This is a genomic window from Paenibacillus hexagrammi (assembly GCF_021513275.1).
Classification (GTDB): domain Bacteria; phylum Bacillota; class Bacilli; order Paenibacillales; family NBRC-103111; genus Paenibacillus_E; species Paenibacillus_E hexagrammi.
This window is the reverse complement of record NZ_CP090978.1, coordinates 5,827,677-5,840,319: the sequence shown is the minus strand read 5'-3', so window position 1 is coordinate 5,840,319 and position 12,643 is coordinate 5,827,677. Positions and strand designations below refer to the sequence as shown.

Sequence of the window (12,643 nt, the reverse complement as noted above, 5' to 3'; positions counted from 1 at the left end):
CATTCCCTTTCATGCAGGCTCAAGCGACCGTATCAACGAATAAGCGCAGCAACAGCAGCGGTTCGAAACGCAGACTTCGTTTTTTAATGATCCTTGTACTATGCTTCATGAGCTGGGCGGGTGTAACGATCTACAGCCAGATCGCCAAGCTGCATGCCAAGAGCGCAGCGGTGACGGATATGGAACAAAAACTCGCCGAAGCGAATACAATGAATGAGGGGCTAAAGAAAGAAATAGATCGTCTTCATGATGATGAATATCTGGGCCAGATCATTCGCAGGGATTTCCATTATACCAAAACAGGAGAGACGCAGCTGAACGTTTCGAGGTCGCATTAGCATCGGTGCAGTCAGTTAGGCCATTTGCCTTGTTGACCGCAATTTACGCATCGGTTATAATCGGCGTAGCCAGTGTTTTCAACATTTTAAGGGAGGAACATTTTACTTTATGGCAATTGAAGTGGGCACCAAGTTAGAGGGAAGAGTGACAGGGATTACTCACTTTGGAGCATTCGTCGAGCTTGCTGAAGGAGTTACCGGTCTTGTTCACATCTCAGAGATTGCAGACAATTATGTGAAGGACGTTAATGACCATTTAAAGCTGGATGATAAGGTTACGGTCAAAGTGATTAACGTGGACAAGGATGGAAAGATCGGATTGTCGATCAAGCAGACGATTGATAAGCCTGTTGAGGAAAGACCAGCTCGCCCTGAACGACAAGGTGGAGGCGGCTATCAAGGACGGCCAAGTGGAGATCGTGGAGGTTTTCAAGGTGGGCGACCTGGTGGCGGAGATCGCGGTATGGCTCCAGGCGGTGGCGGCGGACGCCCCGGCGGCGGAGGTGGCTTTAATCGCGGAGGAGATCGCGGTGGCCGAGGCTTCAATAAGCAGCAAGGCGGTAACCGACCGGCTTCATTTGAAGATAAAGTGTCCCGTTTTCTAAAAGACAGTGAGGAACGGATTTCGTCTCTGAAGAAGAACACCGAGTCCAAACGCGGTGGCCGAGGCGGAAGAAGAGATTAATCATAGCATGACGATCACAGAGACTGTCCTTAAGTTAGATAACTTAGGGGCAGTTTTTTGTTTGACGCCGTTGACCCGAAACGCATCAACCTTGAGAAGCAGGCGCGTCCTTTGAAAATGACGAGAATTACGTAATCCTAATGTATCGGTCAGCGAGTTGCTGCTGGATACACGACAGTTCTCACGATAGTTTTGGGTAAACAAAAAAATCCTAACCCTGCGCATCCCAATGTGCGGGGTTCTTTTTTATGCCCAAAAAACAAGCGATGTAAACACGAGCGCACCGGAGGCTGCTCCTCCGCACAGTGCGCAGTCGACATCAATTTACGGGAATCCGCCGCATACGAGAGGCGAAAGTTCGGGCGAAAGAGACTTTTCATAAACGGCTCATGACGATAAAGCTATACAGGACGGGGGATCTGGGCAGGCGACAAGACCGCCAAGGCATGTCGGAAATTTCTTTGAATCTACCAACTCATTCTGACAAACTTTCTGCTAGATTGTCTCTATACTAGAGAAACAATAACGAGCGAATGGAAGGTGTAAAGAAACATGGAGAGAAGAGGCGTACTCACTACGATCGGCGGACATTGGTCGGGGTTCTGGCATAAAGCAAAGACGGGCACCCGCACCAAGGCGCTTGAGAATCGGTTCGTTCAGGCATTTGTCGCGAAGAAATGGGCGATGCTGCTCATTGTGATGGGCTTCCTGCTCGGCAGAGCCATGATATTGGAACAGCTGTCGCCGTTTGGTCTAGCATTTTTTGCTGTCATTTATTTTACGAGAAAAGAATTGCTGAGCTGGGTGGGTATTGCCGTGTTTGCCGGGAGCCTGCTGTCCATGGGCGCTCATTCAGGGTACCTGGCTACGGAAATGATTGTCTTTTTACTCATACAGAAAGCGTTTGAAAAGTTCGAGAGGTCGGACATCTCCCTTGCTCCGCTGCAAGTATTTGGGGCAACCTTCATGGTTCAGCTGTTTGCCGCCCTTGTGGTATCGAACCTGACCTGGTATTCCGTTATGATGATCGGCGTAGAGTCGATATTGAGTCTTGTTCTTACACTGATCTTTGTACAAGCAATTCCGGTGTTCACACTGACTCGCAAAAATTATCATTTAAAGCATGAAGAAATTATCTGTCTCATTATCCTGCTTGCTTCTGTCATGACGGGGACGGTCAGCTGGTTCGTAGGACCGGTAACTGTAGAGCACGTTTTGTCCCGCTATTTGATTCTACTGTTTGCGTTAGTGGGCGGAGCCCCGTTTGGCGCCTCGGTTGGTGTCGTCACCGGACTCATTCTGAGTCTTGCGAACAGTAATGCCATCTATCAAATGAGTCTACTAGCTTTCTCCGGTATGCTGGCTGGCCTGTTAAAAGAAGGAAACCGGCTCGCTGTAGCATTCGGTATGCTGCTGGGCTCTTCCATTCTCTCCATTTATATGGGGACGAGTGCGGATGTGATGAGCTCAACCTGGGAGTCGCTAGCCGCTGTCACTTTGTTTCTGCTAACACCGCGCAGCTTGATCCATATGCTGGCCAAATATGTGCCGGGTACACAAGAGAATCTGAAATCACAGCAGGATTATGCTAGAAGGGTAAGGGATATTACCGCTGGTCGTGTTCAGCAGTTTTCCGAGGTGTTTCGCCAGCTCTCGAGAAGCTTCAAACAAATCACCACGGAAGGCACGGACATTCGCAAAGAGGAAGATGTGGGCCATTTCATGAATGCCGTCGTTCATAAAACCTGCGAATCCTGTTGGAAAAAGAGTCAGTGCTGGGATCAAAAGTTTTATCAGACGTATACATACATGACCGATATGATGACCGCGATTGAATCGAAGGAGGATGTGGGGAAAAGGGATATTTTACCGGATTGGAAAAAGCTCTGCATCCGCACGGATCAAGTACTGGAAGTGATGAAGCAGCAATACGGGCTGTATAAGAATGATTTACATTGGAAAAAGCAAATCATGGACAGCCGCCAGCTGGTAGCTGAACAATTATCAGGCGTATCGCAGGTGATGGAGGATCTAGCGAAGGAGATTAAGCGGGAAGGCCAAGAGCTCTTCCTGCAAGAGGAGCAAATCCGCAATGCCCTCGAGGAGCTCGGCCTGTCCATTCACAGCATCGACATTATCAGCCTAGACGAAGGCAATGTCGAGATCGAAATCATTCATCAATATACGAAGGGCTTTGATGAATGCCGCAAAATCATCGCCCCGCTGCTCAGTGAAATTCTCGGCGAGAACGTCGCCGTGAAGAGCGAGCAGATGCATGAGCGGGGCGAAGGCTACAGCACCGTCGTATTCGGCTCCGCCAAGGAATACGAGGTGGAAACCGGGGTCGCCGGCGCAGCCAAGGGCGGCGACCTCCTCTCGGGCGACAGCTTCAGCACGGTGGAGCTGGGCAATGGCAAGTTTGCCGTGGCGCTGAGCGACGGCATGGGCAACGGCGAGCGCGCCCGGGCGGAGAGCCAGGCGGCGCTGACCATCCTGCAGCAGCTGCTGCAGTCCGGCATGGATGAGAAGCTGGCCATCAAGTCTCTGAACTCAGTGCTCATGCTTCGCTCGTCCGATGAGATGTATGCGACCGTGGATATGGCGCTCATCGATATGTACAGCGCCAATACGACTTTTATGAAGATTGGCTCAACGCCAAGCTTTATTAAACGGGGCAGCGAGGTGATCATGCTCTCCGCCAACAACCTTCCTGTGGGTATTTTGCAGGATATTGATGTAGATCTGGTTTCCGTTCCGCTGCAATCCGGAGATATCTTAATCATGATGACCGACGGCATCTACGATGCCCCGGGACATGCCGTGAATAAGGAAATGTGGATGAAGCGCATGATCCAGGAGATCGACACCACGGTGCCGCAGGACTTTGCGGATTGCCTGTTGGAGCGGATTTTCCGTTACCATCATGGTGAGATTCAGGATGACATGACGGTTGTGGTCGCGCGTGTCGAGAAGCATCAACCGGAATGGGCGACTTTTCGTTGGCCGGGCATCACGCGCCTGGAGCGTCCGAAGACGGTCAGTTAATATCAATTAGCAGTGGTGTTTTGTAAAAAGGTCTGAAGCAGCTCAATGGTCAAGACCCCATTTAGTAGACATTGAAAAAAGCCCTAGGCAACAAGCTGGTCAAGACCCCATTTAGTAGACATTGAAAAAAGCCCTAGGCAACAAGCTGGCGCCGGTACTCAACCGGAGTCAGCTTGTTTAGTTTTTTCTGTGCTCTTTCCTCGTTATAAAATCGAATAAATTCCTCAATTCGCCTTTGTACTTCCTCGATACTTCGGATATCATAGGGATAGAGAGCTTCCACTTTCAAATGAGAGAAGAAACTTTCCATAGAGGCATTATCATAACAATTGCCTCGGCGGGACATGCTGATTCGGGCGCCAACCTTTGGCAGCATGTCGTGGTAAGCATGAGACGTGTACTGGTTTCCTTGATCGCTGTGAACGATCAATCCAGACACGTCTTTATGCGCTTTAAATGCTTTTCTAAACGTATCTAATACAAGCGGATTGTCGTTACGGTTACTGATGTGATAAGCCACAATTTCGCCGTTCCAGAGATCCTTTATGGCCGATAAGTAGACCCGATCATCGAACACACGATATTGCGTAACATCTGTAACCCACTTTTGATTTGGACCGTCGGCATGGAAGTTCCGCTTTAGCAAGTTCTCGGCCACTCTCCCGTCGGATATAGCTGCTTCATGACTCGTTTGATACTTATATTTGCGGCGGATAATTGACTTGATGCCAAGTTCTTGCATAAGGCGCAAAACCTTCTTATGATTGACGATAAGGTTATGCTGACGATACAACTCATCTTGAATACGGCGGTACCCTAGAATCTTCTTACGCTGCTCGTAGATCGCCAAGATTTTGAGCTTTAGTTCTCCATCAGGATCTGTTGTCCTACGCTTTACATAGGCGTAGTAACCACTTCTGCTTACTCCCAAATAAGAACATAACTCTTTCACGCTTTGCTGCTCCTTCAACTCATCTATGACGTAGTATTTATCTTGTGCACCTCCCGACTCAAGATTTGTAACCACTTTTTTAGCACATCTACCTCTAATTGCAACTGTCGAATTAGTCGCTCTTGCTCTGTCTCTGCTCGAAAGGGGCCTCCACGCTTGTCCTTAAAACTTTCTTCGCCGCACTCACGGTATTTACTCATCCACTTCTTGACCCGTCCCTTATCATATATCCCCAAATGTTCTGTGATTTCTCGGTAGCTCCAACCCTCCACCTCATGTAAACGAATAGCCTCTGTCTTGATGGATTCTGGATAATGTCTAAACGTTTGTCCTTTGATCGCCATAGAAATGCCCCCTAATAATTCATCGGTTTACCCAGGGGGTTTTTCCAATGTCTATTATAAGGGGGGCACTCCACAATGAGAGGGGGCAGCTTCAGGTCTTTTTTTCTGTATACGTTCATGCTTTTTCTGTAAACATCCATGCTTTTATGTCAGGCCTGCAGCACAATGCCTAGTTTTTTTTGCTCAGTGAAGAACGATATTCTCTTCTAGCCGGTTTAACCCTGCACGAATTTGGTAATACTAGATTTATAGATTGCTAGAGCCATTATTATTTTTTACGATACGGGGGAGGATGTTACAGATGATGAAACAGATCCTATTGATTACGGACGGATGCTCGAATGTAGGGGTTAGCCCTGTAATAGCGGCTGCGCAAGCCCAAGCGGAAGGAGTTACGGTCAATGTGATCGGTGTTATCGACCAAGGGGAGTTGGGCGTACTCGGTACGGAGGAAATTCAAGAAATCGCTTCGGCCGGTGGCGGTATGAGCCGGATTGTCAATTCTCAGCAGCTATCCCATACCGTTCAGATGATGACAAGAAAGACCGTTGCTCATACGATACAGCAGGCTGTGGGCAAGGAGCTCCAGCAGATTCTCGGACACAGTCAATTGGAGCAGCTCCCGCCGCCAAAGCGCGCCGAGATTGTTCAAGTCATAGATGACATGAGTGAAAAATCAGCTCTTCGTGTGGCTTTGCTCATCGATGCAAGCGCCAGCATGAAGCCCAAATTAGCTGCTGTCAGGGAGGCAATCCGAGACTTGCTGCTGAGTCTAAGGGCGCGCACTGGCCAGAGTGAACTGTCTGTTTTTCATTTTCCGGCAACGAAACAGTACGGGGAAGAATTAGAGATGGATCTCGATTGGACCAATGAACTTGCAAATCTCGACAAGATGTTCTATAAAATAAACATGAAGGGTACGACCCCAACAGGGCCGGCTTTGTTGAAAACATTGCAATTCGTAACCGGAAAACCTGTTTCACAACAGGCCGAGGATGGGATGTTGAGTGAGTACGTGGTTTGAGGATGCGTTTCGACCGGGTTCAGAAATTCAAGGGAAGTGGAACGGCCGCGTCTACCTGGTAGAACGCTTATTAGGCTCCGGCTCCAATGGAGTTGTTGCACTTGTGCGTAGGGGGCAGATGAAATATGCGCTCAAGGCCGGCTATGAAACGGTCGACCATCAATCGGAAATCAACTCGCTTCATGCCTTATCGAGAACGAATACTTCATTTCGAAACTTTTTGATCGATGTTGACGATATGGTCGTGCAAGGCAAAGAAGTATCGTTTAGTGTGATGCGGTATATTGAAGGGATGACGATTTCGGATTTCCTTCATAAGCAAGGGCAGGACTGGATCTACGTGATCGGTTCTAAGCTTTTGAAAAAGTTAACCGAACTGCATAAGAATGGCTACATTTTCGGTGATTTGAAGATCGAGAATATGATCGTCTCCCGATACGGTGACGTGGATTTGATTGATTTTGGGGGCGTAACGCCTAAAGGCAGAGCTATTAAGCAATTAACAGAGGTGTATGATCGGGGGTTCTGGAAAGCCGGCGAGCGATATGCGGAGGAAAGTTACGATTTGTTCTCATTCGCGATTCTTCTATTAAAAGTGCTGGACCGCAAAAACCGATTTGCCAGCTTTCCCAAGATGCTCCCACAGAACAGAGAAATCGAGCTGCTGCATGCCATCATGAAAGAGAATCCTCCGGCGGCCCGCCTTGCTCCATTTTTGCACAAAGCACTGAATAGTCAGATCGCTACATCCGAAGAAGCTTATCAGCTATGGACAGGTCTGGTCTCGAATAAGAAAGTGTCACCTAAATCTACAACAATGCCTTGGCTTAAAATTTGCTTTGCGGCTTCTGTTTGTATATTTGCAGCGACCCTCTATATATATTGGTAGGAACCGGATTGAAGTTAGGAGAAGGATTAGCGAGTGGATACTCATCTTGCAGCCAAAGTAGAATTGAATATTCGTGAACATCAGCTGATCAAGAGAGGAAATGCAGTAGTTGTTGCCGTATCAGGAGGACCTGATTCCGTGGCGCTGCTTCATATCCTTTTTGTGCTTTCAGGCAAATATGATTGGAAGCTGATTGTAGGTCACGTCAACCACAGCTTTCGCGGCGCGGAATCGGATGCAGAAGCGGACTATGTGGCTGGGCTTGCAGCGGAGCTAGGGTTGCCTTGCGAGGTTGGCGTCATTGATATGCCGGCGTATATTGAAGAGCACGGAGCGAACACTCAGGCTGCCGCGCGAGAAAAACGGTATGAGTTTCTTCACGGGGTTGCTGCCCGCTATAAGGCGGATTGCATTGCTTTGGCTCATCATGCAGACGATCAGGCAGAAACAATCCTAATGCGATTGCTGCGCGGAACAGGTCCGTCCGGTCTTGCCGGAATGTCGGAGCGCAGGAGTGAAAAAAAGTGGAACTGATCCGTCCTTGCTTACGTATATACAAATCAGAACTTGTGCAATATTGCAAAGAGCAGTCGCTTGTCTATTGTCACGATAGCAGCAATGACTCCCGCAAATACTTTCGCAACCAAGTAAGACTGGATGTTATGCCCCTGCTAGAGCAGTATAATGAACACTTTGCGGAATCGCTCAATCGTCTGTCTGTCACGATGAGAGCTGAAAACGACTATATGGAAGAAGAAGCTTCAGCTGTTTTTCGTCGCATTGTTTCATTGGAGTCGGCATCCTGCAGCATGCTCAGGTCTGAATTTGCCGGTTTGCACGTTGCTTTACAAAGACGGTTGATTAAACTAATATTAAACTATCTTTGTTCATGGACGGAAAGGCATGATTTTACCAGGATGGAGTTAATCCGTGAGACGATCCTGCAGCACCGCCTGCCTTGTACGGTCTTGGATATTCATGATCAGCTTGTACTCGTTAAGGAATATGAACTTGTTCGATTCCAACGGGAGCGCCCGAAGCCTATCCCCTATAAGTACGAGCTAGATTGGGGTGTGAGGCCTACAGGCGATATGGTTTTACCTGAGGCTGGAGCCGTGCTTCGGTACGAGGTTGGTACAGCAAGCTCATTCTCATTATGGAGGGAAGAGGCTGCTCCGCAAGAGGTGTGGTTTGATTTGGACCAGCTTGAATTGCCTCTCTTCATTAGAAGCCGAGCTGCCGGAGACCGCTTGGAGCCTTTTGGTTTAAACGGGTCGAAAAAGGTAAAAGATATGTTCATTGATGCCAAGCTTCCGCCAAGTAACCGGGATCGTATTCCGCTATTGGTTGATGCATCCGGTCAGATTCTATGGATTGCGGGCTTCCGAAGGTCACAACATGCCCTGGTCCGAGAACACTCTGAGCGGGTACTTCATGTGAAGCTGCTCTAGAGCCAGCAAGAAGTGTAAATTTCGTTCGTAGAGAATGTAAATTTATAAGGATTCATAATATTAACTAGGGGGTTCATCCTTGTACAGCGACATTCAAGACATCCTTTACAGTGAAGAGCAAATTCAAGACAAGATTAAAGAATTGGGAGAGTGTATTTCTGCCGATTACGAAGGGAAAAATCCATTAGTTATCTGCGTACTCAAGGGTGCGTTTATGTTCATGGCCGATCTGGTCAAACGGATTGCAGTGCCGTTAGAGATTGACTTCATGGCGGTATCCAGCTACGGGAATGCGACCAAATCGTCTGGTGTCGTTAAGATTATTAAGGATCTCGACGTTCCGGTCGAAGGAAGGCATATCATTATCGTTGAAGATATTATCGACAGCGGACTGACATTAAGCTATTTGATCGATGTTCTGGAGCGCCGCAATGCGTTGTCCGTATCTGTTGTCGCGTTGTTCAACAAGCCTGCGCGCAGGACGGTCGAGCTTGAACCTGACTATACCGGGTATGTGCTGCCAGATGAATTTGTTGTCGGTTATGGTCTGGACTATGCAGAAAAATACCGCAACCTTCCCTTTATTGGCATTTTGAAACCTGAAGTTTATTCCAGCTAAACCTGCATTCCTGAGGCTTGTCCACGCTGCTTTGTTGTGACGCTTCACCAGGATGTGGTAAAATAAAAAAAGTGTGCTGTTCGAGAGGAGGTTGGGGATGAATCGGATTATCCGGAATACCGGTTTTTATTTGCTTATTTTTTTGGTCACGGTTGGTATCGTTCACTTCATAAGTACCCAAAACGAACAAAAGGACGTTATTACTTACGATAAGTTCCGCCAAGCGGTTGTTACCAAAAATGTAAAATCCGTCACTCTGAAGTTTGATGGATATACATATTTAGTTAAAGGTGAGTATATTGATCCGCCAACTGCCGACAAAAAGACCTTTGAGACGCATGCCCCTTACGAGCAATTGGTTGTGCAGCTCATTGAAGCTAACGGAGTGCCGCAAGAAGTATATGAAACGATGGAGCGGGATAGCGTATGGATCAGCTTTCTGACCTCAATTATTCCATTCGTGATTATTTTCATCTTGTTTTTCTTCCTTCTGAACCAAGCTCAGGGTGGCGGCGGCAAGGTGATGAACTTCGGCAAAAGCCGTGCCCGTCTTTATAATGAAGAGAAGAAGCGTGTGACCTTCGAGGATGTGGCGGGAGCCGATGAAGAGAAGCAGGAATTAGTAGAAGTCGTAGAGTTCCTGAAAGATCCGCGCAAGTTCGCTGCTCTAGGAGCGCGAATTCCGAAGGGCGTTCTGCTGAACGGACCTCCGGGAACAGGTAAGACGCTTTTGGCCAGAGCTGTGGCCGGTGAAGCTGGCGTGCCGTTCTTCAGCATTTCCGGTTCCGACTTCGTTGAAATGTTTGTCGGTGTCGGCGCATCCCGTGTGCGTGATTTGTTCGAAAATGCAAAGAAGAACTCGCCATGTATTATCTTTATCGATGAAATTGACGCAGTTGGACGTCAGCGCGGCGCCGGTTTAGGCGGCGGGCATGATGAACGCGAGCAGACGCTCAACCAATTGCTTGTAGAAATGGACGGTTTCGGAGCGAACGAAGGTATTATTATCGTAGCGGCAACGAACCGACCTGATATTCTGGATCCGGCATTGCTTCGTCCGGGACGCTTTGACCGTCAAATCACAGTTGACCGTCCGGATGTGAAAGGCCGCGAAGCGGTACTGAAAGTACATGCACGCAACAAGCCTCTTGCCAAAGATGTGAAGCTGGATGCATTGTCCCGTTACACTACAGGATTTACCGGCGCTGATCTGGAGAACCTGCTGAATGAGGCGGCTTTGATCGCAGCACGACGTAACCGCAAGGATATCTCGATGTCTGAGGTCGAAGAAGCATTTGACCGTGTGATTGTAGGTACACAGAAAAAGAACCGCATTGTCACTGATCGCGAAAAGCGTATTGTTGCTTACCACGAGGCAGGCCACGCTATCATTGGCTACTACGCTGAGAATGCGGATATGGTTCATAAAGTAACGATTGTCCCTCGGGGACGCGCAGGCGGCTATGTGATGATGCTGCCTAAAGAAAGCACAGATCCGCTGGTTCAAACGAAGAGAGAGCTTCTGGATAAAGTCACAGGCTTGCTGGGCGGCCGCGTTTCCGAAGAGTTGTACATCGGAGAGATCGGTACTGGCGCTTACGATGACTTCCGTAAAGCAACGGGCATGGTTCGCCGCATGATCATGGAATTCGGTATGAGTGAAAAGCTCGGACCGATGCAATTCGGCAGCAGCCAAGGGCAAGTATTCTTGGGGCGTGACATCGGACATGAGCAGAACTATAGTGATGCCATTGCTTACGAAATCGATCAGGAAATGCAGCGTTTTATCCGCGAATGCTACGACCGTGCTCGCGAGATTTTAACGAAGTATGCCGATCAGGTTCACTTGGTAGCGAAAACGTTGCTTGAAAAAGAAACCCTCGACAAAGATGAAATTATCGCTCTCCTGGAAAAAGGGGAAGTAGAAGGTTCATCCGAAGAAGAGGACGTGAAAGTAAACATCCAGGGTCAAAGCCAAGCGAGCGATAGCAACAAGCTGGAATTTGAACGGGATAAAGATCACAAGGAGCCAGGCTCAGACTCTACTGAAGAGTAAGCAGGCTACCGTAGGAAGAATAATCCGGTGTATACCTTAGGTGTATGCCGGATTTTTCCTTGTTTTCAACCCATTTGCGCATTGACAGGGGATGCTGTAATGTGTAAATTAGTTGTAAATCTCTAATTTTTGAACAATTAGATCATACTAATAGCAACATATCATGAGGTCCCACATAGGGGAGGAAGCATCCATGGAGGCTTTGGCCTTAGAAAGAAAAGCCGAGCAGAACCGCCAGCTGAAAGAGCGACTGCTGCAGTTGAAGAAGGAACGCAATGCTATTATTCTCGCACATTATTATCAACGAGATGAAGTACAAGAAGTGGCCGATTTCCGGGGGATTCCTTTCTGCTAGCACAGAAAGCGGCTCAGACAGATGCAGACGTCATCGTTTTTTGCGGTGTTCATTTCATGGGAGAAAGCGCAAAAATTCTTGCGCCGAATAAAACCGTTATTATTCCTGACGAACGTGCCGGTTGTCCGATGGCAGATATGGTCAATGTCGAAGGCTTACGGGCTTTGAAACGGCAGCATCCTAACGCTAAAGTAGTTGCTTATATTAATACATCGGCAGATGTGAAGTCTGAGACAGATATATGCTGTACTTCCGCCAATGCCGTGAAAGTTATTAATTCCGTCGATTCGGATGAGATCATCTGGGTACCGGATAAAAATTTGGGCGACTATGTATCAAAATTCACAAGCAAAAAAGTGATCATTTGGGAAGGTTATTGCAATACGCACGATATGCTGACCGTCAAAGATGTGGAAGAGATGAAAGCTCAATATCCGAATGCTCAGTTCGTCGTTCATCCGGAGTGCCGTCCTGAGGTAGTCAAGATGGGGGATTTCGTTGGCAGTACAACAGCGATCATCAAGTATTGCAAAGAATCCGATTGCCAGGAGTTTATTGTGGGAACGGAAGATGGTACGGGTTATCAGCTGCGACTAGATAGTCCGAATAAACAATTCCTTTTTGCCACCAAATATCTGGTATGTCCGAACATGAAGGTCAATAACTTGAAGAAAATCGTCAAGTGCCTGGAAACGATGCAGCCGGAGATCTATGTACCGGAAGATGTGGCCGATAAAGCAAGATTGTCCTTAGAGCGCATGTTACAAGTGAAGTAGCATGCGCTGCTTCTTGTATACGCGTACGTGGAAAGCTCCCCGCAAAGCCACGGACAAGCATGACATGCTTGCCGCTTTGTGGGGTTACTTTGTAAAGACAGGGTGAAGC

At 48.0% G+C, this 12,643-nt stretch carries 11 protein-coding genes and 1 pseudogene; 10 read left to right on the top strand and 2 right to left on the bottom strand.

Annotated features, from left to right (window positions below):
* The first annotated feature begins 11 nt into the window (after positions 1-11).
* The 3 genes from L0M14_RS26765 (at position 12) to spoIIE (ending at position 4,068) form a co-directional block, all read left to right on the top strand.
* Complete coding sequence (locus L0M14_RS26765) at positions 12-338, top strand: FtsB family cell division protein (protein WP_235119450.1); 327 nt, start codon at positions 12-14, stop codon at positions 336-338.
* Positions 339-447: 109 nt separating this feature from the next.
* Positions 448-1,023, top strand: a complete 576-nt coding sequence (locus tag L0M14_RS26760; RefSeq protein ID WP_235119449.1) for a S1 domain-containing RNA-binding protein — start codon at positions 448-450, stop codon at positions 1,021-1,023.
* Between the two features lie 552 nt (positions 1,024-1,575).
* Positions 1,576-4,068, top strand: coding sequence for a stage II sporulation protein E (gene spoIIE / locus L0M14_RS26755; RefSeq protein WP_235119448.1), 2,493 nt, complete (start codon positions 1,576-1,578; stop codon positions 4,066-4,068).
* Positions 4,069-4,201: 133 nt separating this feature from the next.
* Here the strand turns inward: spoIIE and L0M14_RS26750 are convergent, their stop codons facing one another.
* Positions 4,202-5,095, bottom strand: a complete 894-nt coding sequence (locus tag L0M14_RS26750) for an IS3 family transposase (RefSeq protein ID WP_235119447.1) — start codon at positions 5,093-5,095, stop codon at positions 4,202-4,204.
* The gene (locus L0M14_RS26745) at positions 5,044-5,364 is read right to left on the bottom strand and encodes a helix-turn-helix domain-containing protein (protein WP_235119063.1); all 321 of its coding nucleotides are present in this window, start codon (positions 5,362-5,364) and stop codon (positions 5,044-5,046) included. The genes L0M14_RS26750 and L0M14_RS26745 overlap by 52 nt, the downstream gene beginning before the upstream one ends.
* Before the next feature lie 304 nt (positions 5,365-5,668).
* Here L0M14_RS26745 and L0M14_RS26740 point away from each other — a divergent pair, with 304 nt between their 5' ends.
* From L0M14_RS26740 to nadA, 7 genes and pseudogenes are all read left to right on the top strand, one after another.
* Positions 5,669-6,388, top strand: a complete 720-nt coding sequence (locus L0M14_RS26740; protein ID WP_235123042.1) for a vWA domain-containing protein — start codon at positions 5,669-5,671, stop codon at positions 6,386-6,388.
* A complete protein-coding gene (locus tag L0M14_RS26735; protein WP_235119446.1) occupies positions 6,372-7,277 on the top strand; it encodes a protein kinase domain-containing protein in 906 nt (301 codons plus the stop codon). Before L0M14_RS26740 ends, L0M14_RS26735 begins: the two co-directional genes overlap by 17 nt.
* Positions 7,278-7,310: 33 nt before the next feature.
* Positions 7,311-7,811, top strand: coding sequence for a tRNA lysidine(34) synthetase TilS (gene tilS / locus L0M14_RS26730; protein WP_260115400.1), 501 nt, complete (start codon positions 7,311-7,313; stop codon positions 7,809-7,811).
* Positions 7,802-8,728, top strand: coding sequence for a tRNA lysidine(34) synthetase TilS (gene tilS, locus L0M14_RS31265; protein ID WP_260115399.1), 927 nt, complete (start codon positions 7,802-7,804; stop codon positions 8,726-8,728). Before tilS (L0M14_RS26730) ends, tilS (L0M14_RS31265) begins: the two co-directional genes overlap by 10 nt.
* A gap of 79 nt (positions 8,729-8,807) precedes the next feature.
* Positions 8,808-9,347, top strand: coding sequence for a hypoxanthine phosphoribosyltransferase (gene hpt / locus L0M14_RS26720; protein WP_235119445.1), 540 nt, complete (start codon positions 8,808-8,810; stop codon positions 9,345-9,347).
* Positions 9,348-9,444: 97 nt separating this feature from the next.
* Positions 9,445-11,403, top strand: coding sequence for an ATP-dependent zinc metalloprotease FtsH (gene ftsH, locus L0M14_RS26715; RefSeq protein WP_235119444.1), 1,959 nt, complete (start codon positions 9,445-9,447; stop codon positions 11,401-11,403).
* A 193-nt stretch (positions 11,404-11,596) separates the two neighbouring features.
* A pseudogene (gene nadA, locus L0M14_RS26710) lies at positions 11,597-12,534 on the top strand (quinolinate synthase NadA).
* Positions 12,535-12,643 lie beyond the last annotated feature (109 nt).

Bases quoted from the DNA above. Each gene is read 5' to 3' on its own strand.
- L0M14_RS26740 (WP_235123042.1), top strand. From the start codon at position 5,669: ATGAAACAGATCCTATTGATTACGGACGGATGCTCGAATGTAGGGGTT.
- L0M14_RS26745 (WP_235119063.1), bottom strand. From the start codon at position 5,364: ATGGCGATCAAAGGACAAACGTTTAGACATTATCCAGAATCCATCAAG.
- ftsH (WP_235119444.1), top strand. From the start codon at position 9,445: ATGAATCGGATTATCCGGAATACCGGTTTTTATTTGCTTATTTTTTTG.
- spoIIE (WP_235119448.1), top strand. From the start codon at position 1,576: ATGGAGAGAAGAGGCGTACTCACTACGATCGGCGGACATTGGTCGGGG.
- L0M14_RS26760 (WP_235119449.1), top strand. From the start codon at position 448: ATGGCAATTGAAGTGGGCACCAAGTTAGAGGGAAGAGTGACAGGGATT.
- L0M14_RS26765 (WP_235119450.1), top strand. From the start codon at position 12: ATGCAGGCTCAAGCGACCGTATCAACGAATAAGCGCAGCAACAGCAGC.